Annotated in this window: 24 protein-coding genes; 6 read left to right on the top strand and 18 right to left on the bottom strand. The window is 69.2% G+C overall.

All coding sequences use genetic code 11. From position 1 onward, the window contains the following. Positions 1–146: 146 nt before the first annotated feature. Together EBN03_RS09465 and EBN03_RS09460 are read left to right on the top strand one after the other, a co-directional pair. Complete coding sequence (locus tag EBN03_RS09465; RefSeq protein WP_122187575.1) at positions 147–1,187, top strand: DUF6670 family protein; 1,041 nt, start codon at positions 147–149, stop codon at positions 1,185–1,187. A gap of 37 nt (positions 1,188–1,224) precedes the next feature. After that, complete coding sequence (locus EBN03_RS09460) at positions 1,225–1,581, top strand: cupin domain-containing protein (RefSeq protein ID WP_233608271.1); 357 nt, start codon at positions 1,225–1,227, stop codon at positions 1,579–1,581. Positions 1,582–1,643: 62 nt separating this feature from the next. On the opposite strand, the gene EBN03_RS09455 is transcribed toward EBN03_RS09460, so the two are convergent. Further along, a complete protein-coding gene (locus EBN03_RS09455; RefSeq protein ID WP_122187574.1) occupies positions 1,644–3,236 on the bottom strand; it encodes a GMC oxidoreductase in 1,593 nt (530 codons plus the stop codon). Between the two features lie 196 nt (positions 3,237–3,432). On the opposite strand from EBN03_RS09455, the gene EBN03_RS09450 reads away from it, so the two are divergent. The 3 genes from EBN03_RS09450 to EBN03_RS09440 all read left to right on the top strand — a co-directional run bounded on the left by EBN03_RS09450 (position 3,433) and on the right by EBN03_RS09440 (position 5,696). Further along, positions 3,433–4,074, top strand: coding sequence for a TetR family transcriptional regulator (locus tag EBN03_RS09450; RefSeq protein ID WP_122187573.1), 642 nt, complete (start codon positions 3,433–3,435; stop codon positions 4,072–4,074). A gap of 114 nt (positions 4,075–4,188) precedes the next feature. After that, positions 4,189–4,773, top strand: a complete 585-nt coding sequence (locus EBN03_RS09445) for a TetR/AcrR family transcriptional regulator (protein WP_122187572.1) — start codon at positions 4,189–4,191, stop codon at positions 4,771–4,773. Further along, the gene (locus EBN03_RS09440) at positions 4,770–5,696 is read left to right on the top strand and encodes an SDR family oxidoreductase (protein ID WP_122187571.1); all 927 of its coding nucleotides are present in this window, start codon (positions 4,770–4,772) and stop codon (positions 5,694–5,696) included. Before EBN03_RS09445 ends, EBN03_RS09440 begins: the two co-directional genes overlap by 4 nt. Before the next feature lie 84 nt (positions 5,697–5,780). On the opposite strand, the gene nuoN is transcribed toward EBN03_RS09440, so the two are convergent. The 14 genes from nuoN to EBN03_RS09370 all read right to left on the bottom strand — a co-directional run bounded on the left by nuoN (position 5,781) and on the right by EBN03_RS09370 (position 22,232). Continuing rightward, complete coding sequence (gene nuoN / locus EBN03_RS09435; RefSeq protein ID WP_267899266.1) at positions 5,781–7,421, bottom strand: NADH-quinone oxidoreductase subunit NuoN; 1,641 nt, start codon at positions 7,419–7,421, stop codon at positions 5,781–5,783. Continuing rightward, complete coding sequence (locus tag EBN03_RS09430) at positions 7,418–9,028, bottom strand: NADH-quinone oxidoreductase subunit M (protein ID WP_122187570.1); 1,611 nt, start codon at positions 9,026–9,028, stop codon at positions 7,418–7,420. Before EBN03_RS09430 ends, nuoN begins: the two co-directional genes overlap by 4 nt. Before the next feature lie 2 nt (positions 9,029–9,030). Next, positions 9,031–10,911: an NADH-quinone oxidoreductase subunit L gene (gene nuoL / locus EBN03_RS09425; RefSeq protein ID WP_122187569.1), complete on the bottom strand. Its 1,881-nt coding sequence runs from the start codon at positions 10,909–10,911 to the stop codon at positions 9,031–9,033. A 1-nt stretch (position 10,912) separates the two neighbouring features. Beyond that, positions 10,913–11,212, bottom strand: a complete 300-nt coding sequence (nuoK, locus tag EBN03_RS09420) for an NADH-quinone oxidoreductase subunit NuoK (protein WP_122187568.1) — start codon at positions 11,210–11,212, stop codon at positions 10,913–10,915. Continuing rightward, on the bottom strand, positions 11,209–12,063 hold the full coding sequence (locus EBN03_RS09415) for an NADH-quinone oxidoreductase subunit J (protein ID WP_122187567.1): 855 nt from the start codon (positions 12,061–12,063) through the stop codon (positions 11,209–11,211). Before EBN03_RS09415 ends, nuoK begins: the two co-directional genes overlap by 4 nt. Beyond that, on the bottom strand, positions 12,060–13,892 hold the full coding sequence (gene nuoH / locus EBN03_RS09410; protein WP_122187566.1) for an NADH-quinone oxidoreductase subunit NuoH: 1,833 nt from the start codon (positions 13,890–13,892) through the stop codon (positions 12,060–12,062). Before nuoH ends, EBN03_RS09415 begins: the two co-directional genes overlap by 4 nt. Then, positions 13,885–16,329, bottom strand: coding sequence for an NADH-quinone oxidoreductase subunit G (locus tag EBN03_RS09405; RefSeq protein WP_122187565.1), 2,445 nt, complete (start codon positions 16,327–16,329; stop codon positions 13,885–13,887). The genes nuoH and EBN03_RS09405 overlap by 8 nt, the downstream gene beginning before the upstream one ends. Continuing rightward, the gene (gene nuoF, locus EBN03_RS09400; protein ID WP_122187564.1) at positions 16,326–17,666 is read right to left on the bottom strand and encodes an NADH-quinone oxidoreductase subunit NuoF; all 1,341 of its coding nucleotides are present in this window, start codon (positions 17,664–17,666) and stop codon (positions 16,326–16,328) included. The genes EBN03_RS09405 and nuoF overlap by 4 nt, the downstream gene beginning before the upstream one ends. Continuing rightward, complete coding sequence (nuoE, locus tag EBN03_RS09395; RefSeq protein WP_122187563.1) at positions 17,663–18,373, bottom strand: NADH-quinone oxidoreductase subunit NuoE; 711 nt, start codon at positions 18,371–18,373, stop codon at positions 17,663–17,665. The genes nuoF and nuoE overlap by 4 nt, the downstream gene beginning before the upstream one ends. Next, positions 18,370–19,719: an NADH dehydrogenase (quinone) subunit D gene (nuoD, locus tag EBN03_RS09390; protein ID WP_407671115.1), complete on the bottom strand. Its 1,350-nt coding sequence runs from the start codon at positions 19,717–19,719 to the stop codon at positions 18,370–18,372. Before nuoD ends, nuoE begins: the two co-directional genes overlap by 4 nt. A gap of 83 nt (positions 19,720–19,802) precedes the next feature. Beyond that, positions 19,803–20,528 carry an NADH-quinone oxidoreductase subunit C gene (locus tag EBN03_RS09385; protein WP_122187561.1) on the bottom strand — a complete coding sequence of 242 codons (726 nt, stop codon included), beginning with the start codon at positions 20,526–20,528 and terminating at the stop codon, positions 19,803–19,805. Continuing rightward, positions 20,525–21,079 carry a NuoB/complex I 20 kDa subunit family protein gene (locus EBN03_RS09380; RefSeq protein WP_122187560.1) on the bottom strand — a complete coding sequence of 185 codons (555 nt, stop codon included), beginning with the start codon at positions 21,077–21,079 and terminating at the stop codon, positions 20,525–20,527. Before EBN03_RS09380 ends, EBN03_RS09385 begins: the two co-directional genes overlap by 4 nt. 74 nt (positions 21,080–21,153) lie before the next feature. After that, complete coding sequence (locus EBN03_RS09375; RefSeq protein WP_122187559.1) at positions 21,154–21,534, bottom strand: NADH-quinone oxidoreductase subunit A; 381 nt, start codon at positions 21,532–21,534, stop codon at positions 21,154–21,156. Positions 21,535–21,821: 287 nt separating this feature from the next. Further along, complete coding sequence (locus tag EBN03_RS09370; protein WP_122187866.1) at positions 21,822–22,232, bottom strand: Rv3143 family two-component system response regulator; 411 nt, start codon at positions 22,230–22,232, stop codon at positions 21,822–21,824. 187 nt (positions 22,233–22,419) lie between these two features. Here EBN03_RS09370 and EBN03_RS09365 point away from each other — a divergent pair, with 187 nt between their 5' ends. Then, positions 22,420–22,848 (top strand): CBS domain-containing protein, encoded by a 429-nt coding sequence (locus tag EBN03_RS09365; protein ID WP_122187558.1) that lies wholly within the window; start codon positions 22,420–22,422, stop codon positions 22,846–22,848. 191 nt (positions 22,849–23,039) lie between these two features. Here the strand turns inward: EBN03_RS09365 and EBN03_RS34070 are convergent, their stop codons facing one another. From EBN03_RS34070 to EBN03_RS09355, 3 genes are all read right to left on the bottom strand, one after another. Next, positions 23,040–23,189 (bottom strand): hypothetical protein, encoded by a 150-nt coding sequence (locus tag EBN03_RS34070; RefSeq protein WP_158675572.1) that lies wholly within the window; start codon positions 23,187–23,189, stop codon positions 23,040–23,042. 182 nt (positions 23,190–23,371) lie between these two features. Beyond that, the gene (locus EBN03_RS09360) at positions 23,372–23,839 is read right to left on the bottom strand and encodes a MarR family winged helix-turn-helix transcriptional regulator (RefSeq protein WP_122187557.1); all 468 of its coding nucleotides are present in this window, start codon (positions 23,837–23,839) and stop codon (positions 23,372–23,374) included. Next, the gene (locus tag EBN03_RS09355; RefSeq protein WP_122187865.1) at positions 23,836–25,518 is read right to left on the bottom strand and encodes an MFS transporter; all 1,683 of its coding nucleotides are present in this window, start codon (positions 25,516–25,518) and stop codon (positions 23,836–23,838) included. Before EBN03_RS09355 ends, EBN03_RS09360 begins: the two co-directional genes overlap by 4 nt. Positions 25,519–25,525: the final 7 nt, after the last annotated feature.

Here is a 25,525-nt window from a genome sequence, read left to right as displayed (position 1 = left end):
GGCTGCCGTTGCGCCGGGCCGGTTTTCGCCGCCGACGCGCGAACTCGCCCGGTCCGATGCCGATGGTCCGACGATTACCGACCGGTAGGATCGGGACGCGTATCGGCCGGACGTCGGCGCTCCGGTCGGCAGGACGGAGGACAACGGTGTTCGAAGGCCAACTACTGCAACGGGCGATCGGCCTGGTGAACCGGACCGCGAGCGTGAACGGGACACCGTTCGACCCCGCCACCCCCATGCCCCCGCCGGCCGGGCGGATGCGGAACTGGGTGCACTACGGCGTGATGGTTCCCGAACTGCCCGAACCACATCGATCGTTCGGTGTCATGTCGATCCTCGGCACCCCGGGCGTCACGGTCTTCGCCAACGACCAGGCGATCACCACCGACCCGGCCGACACCGTCTACACCTCCTCGGCGACGGCGTCCATGCCGGACGAGCAGTTCCTGGTGCACAGCAGGGCCTACGACTGCGAATTCGCCCCGGACGGCAGCCATCTCCGGTTCGGCGAGGAACTCGTCATCGACGGCACCTACCCGCATTTCACCGTGCGCCGGATCCATCCCGACGTCGTGGTCGAACTCGAGATCGAGGCCACCCCCAATGTGGCCCATTTCGCGAATATCCCTGGCCTGTACAAACATTGGAGCCTGCTGTCGACCTATCGCGGGCACGTCGACCACCACGGTGACCGCGTCGCGGTCGAGGGTCTGTGTACGGTCGAGTACGCCGCCGGGGTCGGCCTGCACAGCCTCGCGCCCGCGACCCGGCACAACCTGCCGGTCAAGTTCTTCACCTACCACGTCCTCAACCTCAGCGACCGCACGCAGGCACTGCTGGTCCAAGTCCTCGGCCCCTGCGGCTTCCCGTTGCAGAAGGCGGTCTACCTGCGCTCCCTCGACGGTTCCGGTGGCGTCTACACCCGCGGATTCGACTTCGAGGTCACCGAATTCGAGCCCGAACCGCGTCGCACCCCCACCGGTCGCACCATGAGCCTGCCGCGATCGCTGTCGTGGCGAGTACTCGACGGCGACGGGCGCGAACTGATCACCATCGAGGGAAAGGGTGGCGGCGACTACTCCTACGGGCTGGGCGCCGGGTATGTGGGGACCTACGAGTACAGCGGCACCTACCGCGGCCGGGACGTCGCCGGCCGCGCCTACATCGAGTACATCGACTGTCGCTGAACGCTTCCCAGCCGCGAACCGGGCCTAGACTGCCGTTGTGCCGGAGACCAATTCGCTGCCAGCTACCGTGACCCGCGACATCGTCCTGGATGTCCGCCTGCCGGAACCGTTGCCCACCAGCCGCATCGAGGCGCGCCGGATTCGGATGCCCGCTGGCACCGCGGCCGGGCTGCACGTGCACAACGGGCCGGTGGTCGGGAACATCATCAGCGGCCGGGTGGCCTACCAGATCGAGGGCGAGCCGGTGCAGATCCTCGGTCCCGGTGACGTGTTCTACGAGCCGCAGGACGCGCGCATCGCGCGCTTCGACGCGCTGGACGCCGATGTCGAGTTCCTCGGATACTTTCCGCTGACCGCCGGCCAGGAACCGGCGCTGGAGTTCCCCGCGCAGTGACCGACCGGCCCGTACCGCCGGTGGGTACCGGCGGTACGGGTGGCCCGAGGTTGCGCGGAACCTCAGATCAGGGTGCCGACATCCTCCGCGACGATGCGGTCGAGCGCGCGTTCGGCGACCGCGGCGATGGTCATCGACGGGTTGCAGGCCGCGGTGTTGCCGGGCATGAGGGCGCCGTCGAGCACGTAGAGTCCGCGCTGACCCAGCACCCGGCCCTCGAGGTCGCAGACGGCGCCCATGCACGCGCCGCCCAGCGGATGCCAGGTCGAGGGGAAGGCCAGGTTGGTGTCGAGCAGGATGCCGTCCGAGCCCGCGATGGCGTGTGCGGTGGGCGCGATGTGACCGTCCTGGATGACCGCGTCGCCGTCGGCCGGCCAGTGCAGGGTGGCCGCGTCGGTGGCCGCGTCGTAGGTGAATCGGCCGCGGCCGTCGCTGACGCCGTAGCCGACCATCATGGTGCTGCCCGGGTCGGCCGGTAGCGGCGGGATCGAGGCCTGGATGACGGTGTGCGCGTACCGCGGGTCGTCCCAGTTCAGGCTGCCGTAGACGACCGGACCGCCCTGGGTGGTACCGAACCCGGCGTTCGGGTCGGTCCACACGTAGATGCGGTCGGCGTTGGTGCCCCAGCCGCCGCCCAGTTCGCCGGGCAGGTCCGGGATCCGGCCGGTCGCCGCGGCACGCACCAGCAGTGCGGTGGTGTTGAGGCTGCCGGCGGCCAGCACCAGCGCGCCGGTGGTGAGGATCAGGTTCTCCCGCACCGCACCGGAGGTGTCGATCCGGTCGACGTACACGACCCAGCGGCCGTCGGCGGCGCGCTCGATGTCGGTGACCTGATGCAGGACGCGGACTTCCACGTTCCCGGTCGCCTCGGCCGCGGCCAGGTAGGTGACGTCGACCGAGTGCTTGCCGCCGTTGTTGACGCCCATCGCGCCGTCGCCGTTGGTGTAGGACGGCTTCATCTCGCCGCGCAGTTCGGCGAGCGCGTAGTTCCAGTCGATCGGCATCGGGATCTTCGAGACCGGCAGCCCGGCGTCGCGGGCGCGCTGGGCGAACACCCGTGCCGCGGTGTACTGCGGGCTGTCGACCAGTTCGTCGGGGGCGACCTCGAGGCCGAGCATCCGCGCCACTCGCGGATAGTGCACGCGGTCCATGGTCGCCCAGTCCAGTTCCGGCGGGAGATGGGTGTTGAACACCGCCTCCGCCGGTTGGAGCGACATCCCTTGGTAGACCAGGGATCCGCCGCCGACGCCGGCGGCGCAGAGCGCGGTCATGTTCTCGCCCGCGACGGCTTCGATCAAGCCGGTGTAGGGCTCGAAGGCGAGCGGCTGCCCGAACAGGTTCGGGTCCGAGCGGTACCAGAGGATGCGCTTGTCGGGTGCGGACGGATGCGGGAAGGTTTCGGCGTTCGGGCCGGTCGGCCAGCGCCGCCCGCGTTCGAGGACGAGCACGGGAATTCCGGCCTGGCCCAGGCGAAGTGCGGTCACGCCGCCACCGAAGCCGGAGCCGATCACCACCACCCGATGCTCTTCGCGGGTCAGCGGGACGACCCCGGCCCGGGCGGTGCGGGCGAACGCCACCGGGGCGCCGGTCAGGGTGGCACCGGCGGCGGCCGCGGCCGCGCCGGTGAGCAGGGCGCGGCGGGACAGTGCAGACATGGGCGAACCTTCACTACGACACAGGGATTGGCGGTGACCGGGACACCCGACGAGGCGGACACAGCCCCGAGGGCCGGGCCCGGGATGGATCCCTGGCCCCGCGACCTGCCTGGATCCACCCCGTACCGCCACGCGTGTGGTAGGGGGACTCGCGCGACGGTAACCCGGTTACCGGTAACGAAGTTACCATTGACGGATGAGGCGCGAGTCGGAATCGGACGTTGCGGTACGGATCGTCGATGTGGTCGTCCAGCTACTGGAAACGCAGGGCTACGACGCCGTTCACCTGCGCACCGTCGCCGGACTCGCCCACGTCTCGCTGGCCCGGATCTACAAGCTGTTCCACACCCGCGACGAGCTGATCGCCGCCGCCCTCGAACGCTGGATGACCGAGCACGCGTACGGCGAGGTCGCGCCCCCGACGCCGGACGAACCGCTGCGCGACGTCCTGATCCGCGTACTGCGCTCGGTGTTCCAGCCTTGGGAGCAGCACCCCCACATGCTCGAGGCGTACCACCACGCCCGATCCGGTGCCGGCGGCGACCGCCTCGACGCACACGGCCTGTCGGCCATCATGCCGATCGCCGAGATCTCGCTGCGGGACCTCGACCCCGAGTACCTCGAGGACGTCGCCATCATCCTGCCCAGCATGGCCGTCGCACTGATCGGCCAATTCGCCTCCGGCGCACTCGAAGTCACCGAGATCCTGCCCATCCTGGAACGTACCGTCCGGCGCCTCACCGCCGACAACGCCGCGGCCGCCGCCAGCCGCACCCCAGCGGGCGGCGGGCTGCCGCACGCCACGGTCAGCAACAGCCTGCGCCGGGCGGCCCCCTGAGTGCCTCTCGTTGCGGCACAACGAATCCCGAGTCACGGTGCGCGGCAGTGAGGACCGCTGCGGAGGATCTCCGGTCGCGTTTACATAGTTAGTAAATGATGATTTACTAACTCCATGGCCCGGCCTCGAGAAACAACGAACGACGAGCTGCTCGTCCACGCCCACGCTCTCCTGCTCGAGCGAGGTGGGGCGGGATTCACGCTGAGCGACGTGGCCGCACGCGCCGGTGTCGCCCCCGCCACACTGATCAAACGATTCGGTTCTAAATCGCAGCTGATCATTGCCGTATCGGAGCGATGGCTGGCTTCGATCGCACCTGGGATGGCGGCCGCGATGCGCCCGCACGACGACCCCGTCGAGCGACTGGTCGCCGGAGCTTCGTGGGACATGGGCAACTTCGACGACGCGGTCACGGCGGGCAGTCAGCTCGCCGCCTTCGCCGACGACCTCCAGGACCCCGCCCTCCGGGCCCTCCTCGCGAAAGGGTGGGAACGGGAGACACAGATCCTCCAGGCCGCAGTGGACGAAGTACGCACACACCTCCCGCTCGCTCCCGACAGCCGCAAGGCCGCGCGCATGCTGCGCGCCTTGGCCGTCGGCATCCATCTCTCCTGGTCGATCGCGCCCGTCGGCAGCCTGGTCGACGACGCGCACGACCACCTCACCACTCTTGTCAACTCCTGGAAGGACATTCGATGACCGCGCAGTACCGCCCCCTCACGGGACAAGTCGCTCTGGTGGCCGGCGCCACCCGCGGAGCGAGTCGCGCGATCGCCGTGGAACTCGCGCGCGCAGGTGCGTTCGTCTACGCCACAGGTCGAAGCAGCAGATCCGCGGGACGGTCGGAGATCGATCGACCCGAAACGATCGAAGAAACGGGTGACCTCGTCGCGGCCGTCGGCGACGGCCGCGCGCTCGTCGTGGATCACCTCGACATCGCCGAAGTGTCCGGTCTGATCGAGCAGATCGAATCGGACCAAGGTCGACTGGACATCTTGGTGAACGGACTGTTCGGCGGCGACATCTATGCGCAGTTCGGCGACAAACTCTGGGAGCACGACCTGCGGCGAGGGCTGCGCATGATCCGCCTGGGTGTCGACGGTCATGTCATCACCGCCCACCAGGCCCTCCCGCTGATGCTGCGCAAGCCTGGATCGTTGCTCATCGAACTCACCGATGGAACCACCGAGTACAACAGGTCCTATCGCAAGAACCAGGGGTTCTTCTACGACCTCGTCAAAGCATCGACCGAACGGATGACCGGCGCCCTCCACTACGAGATGGCTCCGCACGGCGGCGCGGCGATCGCGGTCACACCTGGGTGGCTTCGTTCCGAAGCGATGCTCGAACTATTCGGCGTCCGCGAAGACAACTGGCGCGACGCCCTCGACATCGAGCCGCACTTCGCGATCTCGGAGTCACCGACATTCGTCGCGCAGGGAATCGCAGCCCTCGCTGCGGACCCCGATCGCGCTCGCCTCGGCGGATCGGTCGTCTCCAGCTTCGACCTCGCATCCCGCTACGACCTCGACGATGTCGACGGCACCCGTCCAGACGCGTGGCGGTACATCGTCGAGGTGCAGGACCCAGGGCTTCCTGCCGACGACTCGAGCTACCGCTGACGCCAGTCACCGACGAGGTCTCCGCAACTGCACAGCAATTGCGGAGCTACGTCGAGCCGAGGTGAGCCCACCGGATCCGCACCCTCAGTGCACGAAGCTGGTGGCTTGGTGGGCCAGGTTCAGCAGTGGCTGCGGTGCGATGCCCAGCACCAGCGTCACCGCCGCGCTCACCACCACCACACTCGTCGTCAGCGCCGGAACCACTACGCGCACATCACCTTCGGGCTCGGAGAAGAACATGAGCACGATGACCCGGATGTAGAAGTAGGCCGCGATCGCGCTGGTGATCACACCGAGAACGACCAGGCTGGTGTATCCGCCCGCCGCGGCGGCGGAGAACACGGCCAGTTTGGCGATGAACCCGGCAGTCAACGGGATTCCGGCGAAGGACAGCAGGATGAGTGCGAATGCCGTTGCCAGCCAGGGGGATCGGCGGCCCAGGCCCGCCCACGCGGACAGTGCGGTGGCCTCGTCGCCGGCCGAATCCCGCACCAGGGTGATGACCGCGAAGCCGCCGACCGTGCCGACACCGTAGACCGCGAGGTAGAACAGCACCGCCGATACGCCCCGGTCGTCGGCCGCGGCCAGCGCGGTCAGGATGAATCCGGCGTGGGCCACCGACGAATACGCCAGCATCCGCTTCACGTCGGTCTGCGTCACCGCCAGCACCGCGCCGACCACCATGGTCGCGATGGCGATCGCGGCGACGATCGGCCGCCAGTCGTCGCGCAGTCCGGGCACCGCCACCTGCAGGATCCGCAGCAGCGCGCCCACGGCCGCGATCTTCGTCCCGGCCGCCATGAACGCCGTCACCGAGGTCGGGGCGCCCTGATACACGTCGGGGATCCAGGACTGGAACGGCACCGCACCGATCTTGAACAGCAGGCCGACCGCGAGCATCGCCAGCCCGAGGATCGCCAGCGTGCGCGAACCCGAATCCTTCGCCACCGCGTCGGCGATCCCGCCGAACCGGACCGTTCCCGCGTATCCGTACAGCAGCGCCATCCCGTACAGGAAGAACGCGGAGGAGAAGGCACCCAGCAGGAAGTACTTCAGCGCCGACTCCTGCGACAGCAACCGCTGCCGCCGCGCCAGCCCGCACAGCAGATACAGCGGCAGCGACAGCACTTCCAGGGCCACGAACATGGTCAGCAGATCGTTCGAGGCCGGGAACAGCAGCAGGCCGCCGACCGCGATCATCGTCAGCGGGAACACCTCGGTGGTCGTGATCCCCGCCCGCGCGGCGGCGATCTCGTCGGAACTGCCCGGCACGGCCGCGGCCTGCGGGGCGAAACCGTCGGCGACCGGTATCCCGGTGGCCAGCGCCGCCGCCCGGCTCCAGGTGCCGGGACCGTCCCCGCGGACCCGGGCCGTCCGGGACTCGATGCCCCGCTCGGCCATCAGCGCCAACCCCAGGATCGACACCACCAGGATCGTGCCCTGCAACATCAGGGTCACCCCGTCGACCGCGACCGCGTCGACCACCGCGGTCGCGTGGGTGCCCGACAGCGCGATCACCGCGGCCAAACCGCCTGCCAGACCGCCGAATCCGAGCAGCAGCTGCAGCCGGTACCGCCACGGGCGCGGCGCGAAGGCCTCCACCAGCACGCCGGCCACCGCCGCGCCGAACACGACGAGCATGGGCGAGAGCAGGTGGTATTCGATCGACGGTGCCGGAACGGTCTGCGGCCCCGCCAGCAGAACCGCCGAGAGTTGCTGACTCACTTGTGCGTACCTCCGGTCGTGGCGGCCTCGGGCTGCGGCACCGTGGGTGCCGGATCGTGGACGCCGATGCTGGTCAGAGTGCCGCTCACCGCCGGGTTGATCCGGTCCAGCACGGGTTTCGGGTAGACGCCGAGCACCAGCAGCGCCAGGACCAGCGGCACCAGCACCACCAGTTCGCGGGGCAGCAGGTCGCGGATCCGCTCGTTGCCGGGCCGCACCGGGCCGGTCATCATGCGCTGGTACATCCACAGGATGTAGAGCGCCGCCAGCACCAGGGCGCCGGTCGCGAAGACCGCCGCCACCGGGTAGCGGGTGAAAGTGCCGATCAGAACCAGGAGTTCGCTGACGAACGGCGCCAGCCCGGGCAGCGAGAGCGTGGCGAGCCCGGCGATCAGGAAGGTGCCCGCCAGCACCGGCGCCACCTTCTGCACCCCGCCGAACTCGGCGATCACTCGTGTGCCGCGCCGCGAGACGAGGAATCCAGCGACCAAAAGCAGTGCGGCCGTGGATATTCCGTGGTTCACCATGTACAGCGCCGCACCCGAGCCGCCCTGGGTGGTGAGCGCGAAGATACCCAGGATGATGAACCCGAAGTGCGAGATCGAGGTGTAGGCGATCAGCCGGATCACATCGGTCTGTCCGATGGCCAGCAGGGCCCCGTACAGGATTCCGGCGACCGCGAGCACGCTGATCAGCGGCGCGTAGGTGTGGGTGGAGCCGGGGAACAGCAGCAGGCAGTAGCGGAGCATGCCGAAGGTGCCGACCTTGTCCACGATCGCCATCATGAGCACCGCGCTGGGCGGGCCGGCCGCGACGGCCGCGTCGGGCAGCCAGGTGTGCAGCGGCCACAGCGGCGCCTTCACCGCGAACGCGAACATGAAGCCGAGGAACAGGGCGTTGAGCACCACCGGCCCGGCGCCCAGGTGACCGGATCCGGCGGCCGCCACGACGGTCCGGAAGTCGAAGGTGCCGCCGTCACCGCCGAGGTGCTGCCGGGCGGTGAGCACGTACAGGCCGATCACCGCGGCCAGCATGATCAGGCCGCCGAACAGGTTGTACAGCAGGAACTTCACCGCCGCCCGCACTCGCTGCCGGCGCGGTTCGGCGTCCTCCCCGCGCGGGCCGAAGCCGCCGATCAGGAAGTACATCGGGATCAGCATGACCTCGAAGAACACGTAGAACAGCAGGATGTCGAGCGCGACGAACGAGATCAGCACCATCGCCTCGACCACGAGAGTGAGCGCGATGTACACGTGGGTCACCCGGGGGCCGTCGGCGGCCACCCGGTCGTCGTTCCAGGCCGCGATCAGCAGCAGCGGTACCAGCGCCGCGGTGAGCAACACCAGAACCAGCGCGATCCCGTCCACGCCGACGGTGTAGCCGGCACCGAACGACCGGATCCACTCGTGCTTCTCGACCAGCTGGTACCGATCGCCGCCGGGTGAGAACCGCACGGCCGCAACGACACCCACGGCCAGGGTGGCCAGCGCGGCCACCAGCCCGACCCAGCGGGCCGCGGTGCGCCGCGCGGCCGGAACCGCCAGGGTCGCCGCGGCGCCCGCCACCGGCACCACCCACAGTGTGGTCAGCCAAGGGAATTGGTTCACGACTACCTCACCGCCAGCAGGGCGGCGACCACCAGGGTCGCGCCGACGAACATGGACAGGGCGTAGGAGCGGACGAAACCGGTCTGTACGCGGCGCACCCGGCTGGAGATCCCGCCGATCAGGGCGCCGGTGGCGTCGACCAGTCCGTCGATACCGCGGACGTCGAACAGGCCGAGACCCTGGGTCAGGCCCTGACCGGTCCGCATGAACACCGCCTCGTTGATCGCGTCGCCGTACAGGTCGGCGCGGGCCGCGACGGTCAGCGCCGAGACCTCGGCCGGCGCGGTACGCGGCACCTCCCGAGCCCAGTACTGCCGCACCGCGATTCCCACCCCGATCGCCACGACGACCAGGGCCAGCGCGGTCACCACCCAGGCCGGCAGGCCGCCCTCGGCGGCCTCTTCCCCGACCACCGGCCGCAGCCAGTTCCGCAGGGCGGAACCGTAGACCAGCAGTCCACCGGAGAACACCGATCCGAGCGCCAGCAGGATCATCGGGCCGGTCATCACCGCGGGCGCTTCGTGCGGGTGGGTGTCGGGTTCCCAGCGCCGCTCACCGAAGAAGGTCAGCACCATCACGCGGGTCATGTAGAACGCGGTGATCCCGGCGCCGAGCAGCGCCGCACAGCCCAGGGTGATCCCGGATGCACCGCCGTGCGCGAACGCGGCCTCGATGATCCTGTCCTTGGAGAAGAAGCCCGCGAACGGCGGGACCCCGATGATCGCCAGGTAGCCGAATCCGAAGGTGGCGAACGTGATCGGCATGAGCACCCGTAGCCCGCCGTAGCGGCGCATATCGGTTTCGTCGTTCATGGCGTGCATGACCGAGCCGGCGCCGAGGAACAGTCCGGCCTTGAAGAAGCCGTGTGTCAGCAGGTGCATGATCGCCACCGCGTATCCGGCCGGTCCGAGCCCCGCCGCCAGCACCATGTAGCCGATCTGGCTCATGGTGGAGGCGGCCAGCGCCTTCTTGATGTCGTCCTTGGCGCAACCGATGATCGCACCGAACAGCAGCGTGACGGCGCCGACGATCAGCACCCCGGCCCGGGCCGCGGGCGCCAGATCGTAGATCGCGTGCGAGCGGGCGATCAGGTACACGCCCGCGGTGACCATGGTGGCCGCGTGGATGAGTGCCGACACCGGGGTCGGGCCCTCCATCGCGTCCCCGAGCCAGGACTGCAGCGGCACCTGCGCGGACTTACCGCAGGCACCGAGCAACAGCAACAGCCCGATCGCGGTCAGCGTGCCCGAATTCGCGTGCGCCGCACCGGCGAACACGTGCCCGAAGTCGACCGAGCCGAAGGTGGCGAACATGACCATGAGCGCGATCGCCAGACCCATATCGCCGACCCGGTTGACCACGAACGCCTTCTTGGCCGCGGTCGCCGCGCTCGGCTTGTGGTACCAGAACCCGATCAGCAGGTAGGACGCCAGGCCGACCCCCTCCCAGCCGAGGTACAGCACCAGGTAGTTGCCGGCCAGGACCAGCACCAGCATGGCGGCCAAAAACAGGTTCAGATAGGCGAAGAAGCGGCGGCGACCAGGGTCGTGGCTCATGTACCCGATCGAGTACACGTGGATCAGCGAGCCGACCCCGGTGATCAACAGCGCGAAGCACATCGACAGCTGGTCGAGTTGCAGCGTGAAGTCGGCCTGGAAGCCGGCGGCCGGCACCCAGCTGAAGAAGTTGTGCGCGATGAGCCGCGTGGCGTCGGACCGGCCGAGCATGTCGACGAACGCCCACGCCGCGACGCCGAAGGACCCCAGCGCGGCGGCGGTGGCCGCGAAATGTCCCCAGCGATCGGCGATCCGGCCCGACAGCAACAACAGCACGGCACCGGCCAGCGGCAGGGCCGGCAGCAACCAGAGCTCTGCGGTACCCATGTCAGTACCGCAGCAGACTGGCGTCGTCGACCGAGGTCGAGCGGCGGGCACGGAAGATGGTCATGATGATCGCCAGGCCCACGACCACTTCCGCGGCCGCGACCACCATCGTGAAGAACGCGTACACCTGCCCGTCGAGATTGCGATGCTCGCGGGCGAAGGTGACGAAAGCCAGGTTCACCGCGTTGAGCATGAGCTCGATACACATGAACACGACGATGGCGTTGCGCCGCACCAGCACCCCGGCCGCGCCGATGGTGAACAGCAGGGCGGACAGATACAGGTAGTTGTCCGGATTCACCGCGAACCTTCCTCACCGGCGGCGGAACCGCCCGGGGTTGCTGGGGCTTCGGGAACGCCGGCGTCGTCGACCACCGCGACCCCGAGCACGGCGGCTTCGGTGTGGGCGCGGCGGCGACGGTGCCGCAGGATGGTGCTGACCGATTCCTCGGCGAACGAGCCGTCCGGCAGCCGGGCGGGGACGTCGACCGCGTTGTGCCGGGCGTAGACGCCGGGCGTGGGCAGCGGGGTGACGCGATGTCCGTCGCGCAGGCGCCGTTTCGACAGTTCGCGCTGATCTGTGCGGGGACCGAACCGCTCGCGGTGCGCGAGCACCATCGCGCCCAGGGTCGCGGTGATGAGCAGGGCCCCGGTGAGTTCGAACGCCCACACGTAGCGCACGAAGATCAGGTCGGCCAGTTCGTTGATCGAGTAGGAACCGAACCCGGGTGTCCCGGTGACCGCGACCGTGTGGTCGTGCACCCCGCGCGCGATCGCCGCGATCAGCAGCAGCCCGAATCCGATGCCCGCCGCCACGGCCGCGATGCGCTGGCCCGGCAGCGTCTCCTTCAGCGATTCGGCCGAGTCGACGCCGACCAGCATGAGCACGAACAGGAACAGCATCATGACCGCGCCGGTGTAGACGACGATCTGCACGATGCCCAGGAACAGGGCGTCCTGGGCTATGTAGAACACCGACAGCGAGATCATGGTGGCGGCCAGGCACATCGCCGAATAGACGGCCTTCGGCGCGCAGACCATCCCGAGCGCGCCGGCCACGGCGACCAGTCCGAGAATCCAGAAGACCGCCGCCTCGCCACCGGAGGCGTGCGTGGCCGCCGCCTCCGCGAGTGTGCTGTGCTGGGTGATCATCGCGCGCCCTCCTCGGTCCGGCCGGCGGTGGTGATGTGCGCGACCTCGTCGGTGGCCCGCAGGCCGGTGTCCTGCGCGGTACCCGGGGCGCCGGGAACCCGGCCCAGGTAGTAATCCGCTTCGGTGGCACCGGGATACATCGGGTGCGGGGCGGCGAGCATGCCCGAGCGCAGCGGCGCCAGCAGCTGGTCCTTCTCGAAGATCAGGTCGGCGCGGTTGTCGTCGGCCAGCTCGTACTCGTTGGTCATGGTGAGTGCCCGAGTGGGGCAGGCCTCGATGCACAGGCCGCAGCCGATGCAGCGGAGGTAGTTGATCTGGTAGACGCGGCCGTAGCGTTCACCCGGCGAGAACCGCTGCTCCTCGGTGTTGTCGGCGCCTTCGACGTAGATGGCGTCGGCGGGACAGGCCCAGGCGCACAGTTCGCAGCCGATGCACTTCTCCAGCCCGTCGGGATGCCGATTGAGCTGGTGGCGGCCGTGATAGCGGGCCGCGGTCGGCGTCTTCACCTCGGGATAGAACTCGGTGTTCGGCTTCTTGAACATGGTCGCCGCGGTGACCGCGAAGCCGGCGAGCGGCTCGAGCAGACCGGGGCTGCTCGCGGCCGGTTCCGGTCGCGGTACCGGCGGGACCGGGAATCCGGCATCCGCGTCCGGCGGCTCGAATTCGGCGGCCCGGTCGTCGCCGCGGTGCCCGGCGCGCAGGAAGACCCCGATCAGCACACCCGACAGCGCCGCGCCGCCGATCACCAGCCCTGCGGTCTGCACGTGATACCCGTTGTCCTGCAGGATCTTCAGCGTGGCGACCACCATCACCCACAGCAGCGACACCGGGATCAGCAGCTTCCAGCCCAGATTCATGAACTGGTCGTAGCGCAGCCGCGGCAGCGTACCGCGCAGCCAGATGAACACGAACAGGAACGCCCACACCTTGGCGGTGAACCAGAGCACCGGCCACCAGCCGGAATTCGCGCCGTCCCACAGGTTCAGCGGGAACGGCGCGTGCCAGCCGCCGAAGAACAGCGTGGTGGCCAGCGCCGATACCGTTCCCATGTTGATGTATTCGGCCATCATGAACATGGCGAACTTCAGTGACGAGTACTCGGTGTGGAAACCGCCGACCAGTTCGCCCTCGGCCTCGGGCAGGTCGAACGGTGCCCGGTTGGTCTCACCGACCATGGCGATCGCGTAGATCAGGAACGACGGCAACAGCAGGAAGACGTTCCAGGTACCCCACTGGCGTGCCACGATGCCGGAGGTGGACATCGTGCCGGCCAGCAGGAACACCGCGGCGAAGCAGGCGGCCATGGCGATCTCGTAGGAGATGACCTGCGCGGTGGAGCGCAGCCCGCCCAGCAGCGGGTAGGTCGAGCCGGACGACCAGCCGGCCAGCACGATGCCGTACACCCCGATCGAGGCCATGGCCAGGATGTAGAGCACTCCGACCGGCATGTCGGTGAGCTGCAACGGGGTTCGGGTGCCGAAGATCGACACCTCCGGGCCGAACGGGATCACGGCGAACGCCATCACGGCCGGGATCAGCGAGATCACCGGCGCCAGAACGAAGATCGGCCGGTCCACGATCGCCGGGACGATGTCCTCCTTCAGCAGCATCTTCACGCCGTCGGCGATGGACTGCAGGGTGCCGCGCGGTCCGACCCGGTTGGGCCCGACCCGCATCTGCATGAACGCCACGATCTTTCGCTCGGCGTACACCGCCAGCATCGGGATCAGCAGCAGGAAGACGAAGATCGCGATCGACTTGCCGACCACCAGCCACCACGGATCGTGGCCGAAGGCCGTGAGATCGGTGTTCGCGGCGAGTTCATTCATCGTCGTCCTCCCGTCGGATCCGCACCAGGTGCCCGGGGGTGGTGGCCAGCCGGTTGTAGACCACGGAACCGGGGGAATTCAGCGGCAGCCAGACCACGCGCTCGGGCATCGGCGTGATCGCCAGTGGCAGTGTCACGTGACCGTGGTCGGTGCTGACCCGGACCGGATCACCGTCGGCCGCACCGATTTCCGCCGCGGTGTCGGGGGCGAGCCGGACCAGCGGCGGTCGGGCGGTGCCCGCGAGTTCCGGCGCGCCGTCCTGCATGACGCCGAGGTCGAGCAGCTGCCGCCAGCCGGCCAGCACCGCGGTGCCCTCGGCCGGGCGGGGTGCCGGTGCGGGCTCGGTGGCCGGGTTCGCCGCGGCGCCGCGCCGGACCCCGATCGTGGCGAGCTCGCTACGGGCAGCGGCGATATCGGGCAACCCGATCGGGTGGCCCATCTCGCGAGCGAGAGCGTCGAGCACCCGCAGATCGGACAGCGGTGCGGCCGCGCGGCGGACCGTCGGGTCGGCGAGGGCCGCGTCGAAGGGGCGTTCGCGGCCCTCCCAGGTGAGGTAGGTGCCCGCCTTCTCCATCGCGGTGGCGACCGGGAAGACCACGTCGGCGGCCGCGGTGATCGCGGTGTGGCGCTGTTCCAGGCAGATCAGATAGGGCGCGCTCTCGATGGCGGCCAGTGCGGCCCGCGAGTCCGGCAGGTCGGCCGGGTCCACCCCGCCGATCAGCAGGGCACCCAGCAGCGGCGCGGACGCGAGGATCGCGGCGGTGTCGCGACCGGTGCCGGCAGGCAGGTCGGAACAGTTCCAGATCGACCGAATGTCTTGGCGCGCCTGCGGATCGGTGACCTGGTGGCCACCGGGGAGCAGGTTCGGCAACGCACCGGCCTCGATCGCGCCGCGTTCCCCGGCCCGGCGCGGCACCCAGCCGAGCGTGGCGCCGGTGGTATCGGCGAGCCGGACGGCCGCGGTGAGCGCTCCGGGCACGTCGGCGAGGCGTTCCCCGGCCAGGATCACCGCACCCGGCTGCCGCAGCAGCCGGCCGATCTCGGCCAGGTCGCCGGCGCTCTCGGTGTGGATCGCGCTGAGCACATACGGTTCGGTGCCCGGGGTCGCGGCGACCAGCTTGCCCGACATCCGTTCCAGGCCCCGGCTGGCGTACGGCGCAACGGAATACACCGCGACACCGCGCTTGCGGGCCGCGCGGCGCAGCCGCAGATACACCATCGGCGACTCGTCCTCGGGTTCGAATCCGACCAGCAGCACGACCGGTGCGGTGGTCAGCGCCGCGTAGTCGAGCATCCGGCCCTGGCCGGCGACCCGGGCCGCCAGGAACTGCGCTTCCTCGGCCGAGTGGGCGCGGGCCCGGAAGTCGATATCGTTGGTGTTCACGGCGATCCTGGCGAACTTCGAGTAGGCGTAGGCGTCCTCGAGGGTGACCCGGCCGCCGGTCAGCACACCGCAGTTGCCCTGCGCGGCCCGTAGCCAGGCGGCGGCCCGGGCCAGCGCCTGCGGCCACGACGCCGGGACCAGCTCGCCGCCCGCGTCGCGGATCAGCGGCGTGGTGATCCGGTCGGGTTCGGTGGCGTAGCCGAACGCCCAGCGGCCCTTGTCGCAGTTCCATTCCTCGTTGACCTCGGGATCGTCACCGGCCATGCGGCGCAACACTTTTCCGCGCCGGTGGTCGGTGCGCTGGGCGCAGCCCGACGCGCAGTGCTCGCACACCGCGGGGCTCGACACCAGGTCGAAGGGCCGGGCCCGGAACCGGTAGGAGGTGCCGGTGAGCGCGCCGACCGGGCAGATCTGCACGGTGTTGCCGGAGAAGTAGGAGTCCATCGGCTCGCCCGCGGCGATACCCACCTGCTGGAGGGCGCCACGGTCGAGGAGTTCGATGAACGGGTCGCCGGCCACCTGCTGCGAGAAGCGGGTGCAGCGGGCGCACAGCACGCAACGTTCCCGGTCCAGCAGCACCGCCGCGGACAGCGGAATCGGCTTGGGATAGGTCCTTTTCACCCCCTCGAAGCGCGATTCCGGCCGCCCGTTCGACATGGCCTGGTTCTGCAGCGGGCATTCGCCGCCCTTGTCGCAGACCGGGCAGTCGAGCGGATGGTTGATCAGCAGCAGTTCCATCACCCCCTCCTGCGCCTTGTGCGCGGCCGGCGAGGTGAGCTGGGTGTGCACGACCATGCCGTCGCTGACGGTCTGGGTGCAGGAGGCGACCGGCTTGCGCTGGCCCTCGATGTCGACCAGGCACTGCCTGCAGGCGCCGACCGGGTCGAGCAGCGGATGGTCGCAGAACCGGGGGATCTGCACCCCGATCAGTTCGGCGGCCCGGATCACCAGGGTGCCGGGCGGCACGCTGATCGTCGTGCCGTCGATGGTGACGCTGACCAGCTCGGCGGGCGTGGTGCCGCTACCGGTGCCGGTCGATACGGTGGCGGTCATCGCGCTCCTTCGGGCAGGCGGGCGGGCGCCCAGACGGTGCTGCGTGCCGGATCGAACGGGCAACCGCCCTGGCGCAGGTGGTCGACGTATTCGTCGCGGAAGTACTTCAGCGAGGACACGATCGGCGAGGCGGCGCCGTCACCGAGGGCGCAGAACGATTTGCCGTTGATGTTGTCGGCGATGTCGAGCAGTTTGTCCAGGTCGGCTTCGGTGCCGCGGCCGGCCTCGAGTCTTTGCAGCAGCTGCACCAGCCAGTAGGTGCCCTCCCGGCACGGGGTGCACTTGCCGCAGGACTCGTGGGCGTAGAACTCGGTCCAGCGCAGCACGGCCCGCGCCACGCAGGTGGTGTCGTCGAAGCACTGCAGCGCCTTGGTGCCGAGCATGGATCCGGCCGCGCCGACGCCCTCGTAATCCAGTGGGACGTCGAGGTGTTCGGCGGTGAACAGCGGCGTGGACGAGCCGCCCGGGGTCCAGAACTTCAGTTCGTGCCCGGCCCGCATGCCGCCCGCGTAGCCGAGCAGTTCGCGCAGTGTGATGCCCAGCGGCGCCTCGTACTGGCCGGGCGTGGTGACGTGCCCGGACAGCGAGTACAGCGTGAAACCGGGTGACTTCTCGCTGCCCATGGTGCGGAACCAGTCGACGCCGTTGCGCAGGATCGCGGGGACGCTGGCAATGGATTCGACATTGTTGACCACGGTGGGGCAGGCGTAGAGGCCGGCGACCGCGGGGAACGGCGGCCGCAGCCGCGGCTGGCCGCGCCGGCCCTCGAGCGAGTCGAGCAACGCGGTCTCTTCGCCGCAGATGTAGGCGCCGGCGCCGGCGTGCACGATCAGGTCCAGGTCGTAGCCCGAACCCAGGATGTCGTGGCCGAGATAGCCCGCGGCATAGGCCTCGTCGACTGCGTACTGCATCCGCCGCAGCACCGGCAGGACCTCGCCGCGCAGGTAGACGAACGCGTGTGCGGCGCGAATCGCGTACGCGGCGATGATGATTCCCTCGATCAGCGTGTGCGGCGTGGCCAGCATGAGGGGTATGTCCTTGCAGGTCCCCGGTTCCGACTCGTCGGCGTTGACCACCAGGTAGTGCGGTTTGGCCGGGTCGTCTTGCGGGATGAAGCCCCATTTCATGCCGGTGGGGAAGCCGGCGCCGCCGCGCCCGCGCAGGCCGGAGTCCTTGACCGTGGCGATCACCTCGTCGGGCTGCATGCGCAGGGCCTTGGGCAGCGCGCGGTAGCCGGCGTGCGCCCGGTAGGTCTCCAGCGTCCAGGACCGCGGGGCGTCCCAGTAGCGGGACAGCACCGGAGTCAGCGGCGTCGCGCGCTGTTCGTCCGTGGTCATGGCGCGCTCGTCTCGCCGGAACCGTTGGATTCGGGCAACCCCGAGGCGGCACGCAGACCAGCCAGCGTGGCTGGGCCGGGGGTGCCGTCGTTGGCGCCGGGGCGCCGGTCGGGGAAGCCGGCGAGGATGCGGGCGGTCTCCTTGAAGCTGCACAGCGGTGCGCCACTGCGGCTTCCGGTGACCTGGTAGCCCCGGCGCAGCGCCTCGACCAGTCCGAGTGCCGTCTCGGGGGTCTGGTTGTCGAAGAACTCCCAGTTGATCATGATCACCGGGGCGTAGTCGCAGGCTGCGTTGCACTCGATGTGTTCGAGGGTGATGATGCCGTCGGCGGTCGTCTCCCCGTGGTGCACACCGAGATGCTGTTCGAGCCGGTCGAGGATCTCGTCGCCGCCGAGCACCGCGCACAGCGTGTTGGTGCAGACCCCGACATGGAACTCACCGGTCGGCGTGCGCCGGTACATCGAGTAGAAGGTCGCGACCGCCGTCACCTCCGCGGCGGTGAGATCCAGCAGGCCGGCACAGAACTCGATGCCCGCGCCGGAGACGAAGCCCTCTTCGGCCTGCACGAGATGCAACAGCGGCAGGAGCGCCGACCGCGGATGCGGATAGCAGCCGATGATCGAGACCGCGTCCGCCCGCAGCCGGTCCGCGATCTCCGGCGGATACGGCACGGGCCGCGGGGAGAGTTTGAGCAGTAGTTGCGTCATCGATCTACACCACCCATCACCGGGTCGATGCTGGCGACGGCGGCGATGACGTCGGCGACCATGCCGCCCTCACACATCGCGGCCACGGCCTGCAGGTTCGTGAACGAGGGATCGCGGTAGTGGACCCGGAAGGGCCGGGTGCCGCCGTCGGAGACCATGTGGACGCCGAGCTCGCCGCGGGGCGACTCCACCGCGCAGTACACCTGGCCGGCCGGGACCCGCATGCCCTCGGTGACCAGTTTGAAATGGTGGATCAGGGCCTCCATCGAGGTACCCATGATCTTGCCGACGTGCTGGGGCGAGTTGCCGAGCCCGTCGGGGCCCAGCGCTAGGTCGGCCGGCCAGGCGATCTTCTTGTCGTCCACCATGACCGGGCCGGGCCGCAGCTTGTCCAGGCACTGTTCGACGATCTTGAGCGATTCGCGCATCTCGTTCACGCGCACGAGATACCTGCCGTAGCAGTCACATCCGGTATCGGTCATGACCTCGAACTCGTAGGTCTCGTACCCGCAGTACGGCTGCGACTTGCGCAGGTCGTGCGGCAGCCCGGTGCTGCGCAGGACGGGACCCGTAATGCCCAGCGCGACACAGCCAGCCGCGTCGAGGTAGCCGACACCGCGGGTGCGCGACTTCCAGATCGGGTTCTCGTTGAGCAGCAACTCCAAGTCCCGCAACCGTTTCGGCAACAGGTCGAGCAGTTCGCGGACCTTGGTGACGCCGTCGTCGGGCAGGTCCTGGGCCAGGCCGCCGGGGCGGATGTAGGCGTGGTTCATTCGCAGGCCGGTGATGGTCTCGAAGACGTCGAGGATCAGCTCGCGTTCGCGGAACCCGAACAGCATCGGGGTCAGCGCGCCCAGTTCCATGCCGCCGGTGGCCAGCGCCACCAGATGTGAGGAGATCCGGTTGAGTTCCATCAGCAGGACCCGAATCACGCTGGCGCGCTGGGGAATCGCGTCGGTGATGGCGAGCAGCTTCTCTACCGCGAGGCAGTAGGCGGTCTCGTTGAAGAACGGGGACAGGTAGTCCATCCGGGTCACGAAGGTGACGCCCTGCACCCACGGGCGGTATTCGAGGTTCTTCTCGATGCCGGTGTGCAGGTAGCCGATGCCGCAGCGGGCCTCGGTGACCGTCTCGCCCTCGATCTCCAGGATCAGCCGGAGCACGCCGTGCGTGGACGGGTGCTGCGGGCCCATGTTGACCACGATGCGTTCCTCGGCGGCGGTGCCGCCCAGTGACGCTCCGGCGGTGCCGCCGAGGCGCTCGTCGGTGGTACCGCGCGATTCGGCCGCGGTGCCGCCCACCACGTCCGCCCAGTCCTGGCCGACCACCGTGACGGTGCGTTCCACCGGCGGTGTCGTGCGGCCGGACGGTGTGGTGGATGCCGGTACGTGTTCGCCGGTCTCGCGCCGGCGCCGGGTTCCGAGGTTCATCAGCTGTACGCCCTCCGCTGGTCCGGCGGCGGTATCCGCGCGCCCTTGTACTCGACCGGGATCCCGCCGAGCGGATAGTCCTTGCGCTGGGGATGACCGCGCCAGTCGTCGGGCATCGTGATCCGGGTCAGCGACGGGTGGCCGTCGAAGACGATGCCGAAGAAGTCGTAGGTCTCGCGTTCGTGCCAGTCGGTGGTCGGATACACCCCGGTGAGCGACGGGAGGTGCGGGTCGGAGTCGGGCACCGACACCTCCACGCGCAGCCGGTACCCGTGGGTCATCGACAGCAGGTGGTAGACGGCGTGCAGTTCGCGGCCGGCGTCGTCGGGGTAGTGGACGCCGCTGACTCCCAGGCACATCTCGAACCGCAGCGCGGGATCGTCGCGCAGCGCCCGCGCGACGGCCGGCAGGTGTTCGCGCCGGACGTGCACGGTCAGCTCGTCGCGGAAGACGACCACCTTCTCGACCGCGTCGGCGAAACCGGCCGCCGCCCGGGACACCTTGGCGGACAACGCGTTCCGCAGCGCCTCGATCACATCGTCGAAGTGGCCGCCGTAGGGCGGCGGGGTGCCGCCGGGCAGGGTGACCGGCGCGACGAGCCGGCCGTAGCCGGAGGTGTCGCCGGTGCCGGTGACCCCGAACATGCCGTGCCGGACGCCGATCACCTCCGGGGGCGAGTCGTCGGCCGCGGGTGGGCCGGCGGTGGGTTCGTCGTCCTGCGTCATCGCAACATGCCCTTCAACTGGATGGTCGGGGTCGAGGCGAGGGCGGCTGCCTCGGCGGCGCGGACCGCCTCCTCGCGGTTCACGCCCAGCGGCATCTCCTGGATCTTCTCGTGCAGTTTCAGGATCGCGTTGAGCAGCATCTCCGGGCGCGGCGGGCAGCCGGGCAGGTAGATATCCACGGGCACAACGTGATCCACGCCCTGCACGATGGCGTAGTTGTTGAACATGCCGCCGGAGGAGGCGCAGACCCCCATGGCGAGCACCCATTTGGGTTCGGTCATCTGGTCGTAGACCTGCCGCAGCACCGGCGCCATCTTCTGGCTGACCCGGCCGGCGACGATCATCAGATCGGCCTGGCGGGGTGAGGCCCGGAAGGCCTCCATCCCGAACCGGGCGAGGTCGTAGCGACCGGCGCCGGTGGCCATCATCTCGATCGCGCAGCAGGCCAGGCCGAAGGTGGCGGGCCACAGTGAGCCCTTGCGCAGGTAGCCGGCGAACTGTTCGACTGTGCTCAGCAGGAATCCGCTGGGCAGTTTCTCCTCGAGCCCCATAACTCACTTCCGTGTGCGGATCGGCGATCCCGGCCGGCCGGTGTCGTGGGGCGGCACCGCCGCCGGGATCGGTTTCAGTCCCAGCTCAAGCCGCCGCGCCGCCATTCGTAGGCGTAGGCCACCGAGACGTTGACGATGAACAGCGCCATCGCGACCAGTCCGAAAACCCCCAGCGCGTCGGCGTGCACCGCCCACGGGTAGAGGAAGACGATCTCGATGTCGAAGATGATGAAGAGCATGGCGGTCAGGTAGTACTTGACCGGAAACCGTTGCCCGGCAGCGTTACCCGGCCCGCCGGCGACGGCGTGCGGTGTCGGCTGGATACCGCATTCGTAGGCCTCGAGTTTCGCTCGGTTGCGGCGTTTCGGGCCGATGAGGGCCGCCAGGCCCAGGGAGAAGAATCCGAATGCCGCCGCAACGGCGCCGAGCACGAGAGTCGGGACCTCGGTGTTCACTTCTGCACCACCCCTCCAGTTCACATCGGTCGGCCGGGTCGCGAGCACCCGCGGGGAATGCGGGCGAGAGTGTTATATCACCAGCCGCTCACATGTGATGTAACGCACAGCCTACAACTGTTCGTCATCAATAAAGACCGAATGCCCGGGTCGTTTGATCGCATTCGGTATTGCAACTTATGACTGAAGTGACGCAATCGAGATTGCCGGACGAGTGCCGCGGGCACCCGGGTGCGGACACAGAGCGACCGCCGTCCCGGCGGAACGACGGTCGAGCGGGATTGCCGTCAAGGGCGCTGGTCAGCGCCCCGCAGGACGGCGCTCACGGCGGCGGTGAGCTGGAACGGGTCGATCGGGTGCGAGACCGCGGCCTCGGCCCGCGACCAGGACGCCAGCCAGGCGTCGTCGGGACGGGCGGTCAGCACCAGAACCGGCGGGCACGCGGCGATCTCGTCCTTGAGTTGCTTGGCCAGGCCGAGGCCGCCGGTGGGGCTGGCCTCGCCGTCCAGGACCACCAGGTCGATCCCGCCGGCGTCGAGATGCTCGAGCACCATCGGCCCGGTGGCGACCTCCAGGTAGTCCAGCGGCGGCAGATCGGGATCCGGGCGGGTACCCAACGCCAGCCGGATCTGGTCACGAGTGTCGGAATCGCTGCTGTACACGAGAACCCGCAGCGCGGGGCGGTTCGCATCGGCCATCGGCGCATGGTACGTCCGCCGCCGCGGCGCCCGGCGCAGCTTCGCCGAACCCGCGCGCGTCGGCACCGGCGCCCGCGACCGCGGCCGGAGGTCGAGTGTGGCCGAATCTTGCCTGGTTAGAGCGCCGCGAACGGGGGATTCTGAGTACAGGTGGCGGGCCGGAGCGCGACAGAACGGACGGTGGACGATGCGGATTGCGGAAGTTTTGCGGGGGAAGGGCAGCGCGGTGGTGACCGTGGCGGAGACGGCGACGGTGCGGCAGCTGCTCGCGGTGCTGGCCGAGCACAATGTCGGCGCGGTGGTGGTGTCGCCGGACGGCCGGACGATCGCGGGGATCGCCTCGGAGCGGGATGTGGTGCGGCATTTGAATATTCGGGGCGCCGGCCTGCTGGACCAGCCGGTCGCGGCGATCATGACCGCGGTCGTGCACACCTGCGCGCCCGAGGATCACGTGGAGAGCCTGCGCGCGGTGATGACCGAGCACCGGATCCGGCACGTCCCCGTGCTACGCGACGGCCGGCTGGCGGGCATCGTCAGTATCGGCGACGTCGTCAAGTGCGCGATCCGGGAACTAGAGGTGGAACGCGAACATCTCGTGCAATACCTGCAGAGCTGAAATTACCGTTTTCGCGGCCGACCGGAATTCACAGAGGCGTAACTCGAACAGTGCGCCGTCGGCGATGCGAGAAGCGCATGATTTTCGCGAGGATCCATCCGGATCCTGTGGAACCGCGGCCCTGGGCCGCCGATCGGGTGGGGTCCGGGATGTGCGCCGGTCCCTCGGACCTCACCGCCCGGACCCGGGGGTCAGGTGGCGGGTAGCTCCATGATCTCCTGCCACCAGCTACTCAGCGGCGACGGGTCGGGCCAGACTACGGCAACCCGCGCGCCGCTGTCCTTGGGGTCGGTGGATGCCGTGGGAGTGGGTGAGCGGCGAGCTGTACGGGGGGTCTTCACGAATCTCCTCGAGAACCATTATGGGATCCCGGAATTCCGCACGCGGCGCGCGAAATTCAGGATGCCGGGGGCCTCCGTCTCACGGCGCTGTGAGCGTAGCGGAAGTTTTTCGCTGTAAGACTGTTTTAGCAGAGTTACTCACCGGAAGTTTCCGAACGTGATTTTTCCGACGTGAAAAGAATTCAGCCGGCCGGTGCGGCGGGTGCCGGATCGGCGAGATTGTCGGCGAGCCGATTCAGGGCGGCGACCAGCACCTCCCGCTCGTCGGACGGTAGTTCCGCGAGGGCGTCGGCGAGCCGTTGCGCCCGGACCGACGTGATGCCCGTCACCAGGGACCGGGCGGATTCGGTGGGGACCAGCAGTTGGGCGCGGCCGTCCTGGGGATCGGCGATCCGTTCCAGATAGCCCTGCTTGTCCATGGCCGACACCATGCGGGACATCGTCGGCGCGGAGACGCCCTCGTGGTGGGCCAGGTCGCCGAGCCGCATCGGCCCACGCCGCAGCAGGGTGGTCAGCGCGGCGACCGAGGCGGGCCCGACGGCCCCGATTTCGGTGGAGCGCCGCAGCTGCCGGATCATCCGGCCGATGGCGAGATTCACCTCGGCGGCCTGGGCCAGCTCTGCGGCGGTGCGGCGCTCCTGCGACATCATCGAGTGACGGCTCCTACCGGTTCGTTGTCGTTGTCGGCGATTATCCCCTCGCGGGCGGCCTCGTCGAGTTCGGCCTGCTCGTCGGTGGCGTAACCTCCGGCGAACCAGGAGGCGATCGCACCGGCCACCATCATGGCCGCGGCGGCCAGGAACACCGCCACCAGGCCGCTGTGGAACGGACCCGACACCAGGTGCGGGAAGAACTCCCGGCCGGTGAGGACGTCGGCGTGCACGCCGGGGTGCTGCAGCGTCCCGGTCGGTCCCAGCAGCTCCTGCAGCGGGTTGAAGCCCAGGAACGTGGAGAACAGGGTCCCGACCGGCGGCAGGCCGGCCACGTGGTCGGCGACCGGGGCGGGCACGCCCTGCGCCTGCAGGCCCGAGTTCATCGCGCCCGGCAGGGAGCCGGACAGGCCGACGATCATCAGGGTGAAGAACACGCCGATCGACAGGGCCTGACCACCGTTGAGCAAGGTGGCTCGCATACCGCTGGCGGCACCGCGCTGCGACGCCGGGACCGCCGACATGACCTCGGCGCTGTTGGGTGAGGCGAAGATTCCGGTGCCGAGCCCGTTGAGCAGGATGATCACCGCGAAGACGCGGTAGTCGAAGTCGACCGGCAGCAGGACCAGCAGGACGAACGAAACCGCCGCCAGCACAAGGCCACCCGTGGCGAACAGGCGCGCGCCGTAGCGGTCGGACAGCCAGCCCGCGATCGGCCCGGAGATCAGGAATCCGACGGTCAGCGGCAGCAGGTAGATACCGGCCCACAGCGGGGTCGACTCGTAGCTGTAGCCGTGCAGCGGCAGCCAGATGCCCTGCAGCCACACGATGAGCATGAACTGCATGCCGCCGCGGCCGAGCGAGGCCATCAGGTTGGCGAAGTTGCCGAGCGCGAAGGTGCGGTTGCGGAACAGTGAGAGGTCGAACATCGGTTGCGCGACGCGGGTTTCGATGACGCAGAACAGGACCAGCAGCAGTACACCGCCGATGACCGCGCCGAGCACCCACGGGTTGCCCCAGCCGGTGTTCGCGTCGTGGTAGGGCTGGATGCCGTAGGTGATACCGGTGAGCAGGGCGGTGAGGCCACCGGCGAAGGTCAGGGTGCCGGGCAGGTCCAGCGAGCCGGGGGTGCGGGTACCGAAGTCGTGCAGTGAGCGGTAGGACCAGATCGTGCCGATGACGCCGATCGGGACGCTGACCCAGAACACGGCCTTCCAGTCCCATTCGGCGAGCACGCCACCGATCAGCAGGCCGAGGAACGAGCCGGCCACGGCCGCCACCTGGTTGATGCCCAGGGCGATACCGCGTTTGCTGGCCGGGAAGGCGTCGGTGAGGATGGCGGCGGAGTTCGCCATCAGCGCGGCGCCGCCGATGCCCTGGACGACGCGCCAGCCGATCAGCCACAGCGCTCCCGAGCCGTGGGTGAACGGATCGAGCGAGAGCGCGATGGCCGACACCGTGAAGACCACGAACCCGAGGTTGTAGATGCGGACGCGGCCGAGCATGTCGCCGAGCCGGCCGAACAGCACCACCAGGACCGCGGAGGTGAGCAGGAAGCCCATGAGCAGCCACAGCAGGTAGCTGACGTTGCCGGGGGCGAGCGGGTCGAGGTCCACACCGCGGAAGATGGCGGGCAGCGAGATGATCACGATCGAGGAGTTGATGGTGACCATCAGCATGCCGAGC

Origin of the sequence: Nocardia stercoris, from assembly GCF_003696265.1 — a bacterium.
In the GTDB taxonomy this organism is placed as follows: Bacteria; Actinomycetota; Actinomycetes; order Mycobacteriales; family Mycobacteriaceae; genus Nocardia; species Nocardia stercoris.
The sequence above is the reverse complement of the archived record's forward strand: the minus strand, read 5'-3'. Positions and strand labels throughout refer to the sequence as shown.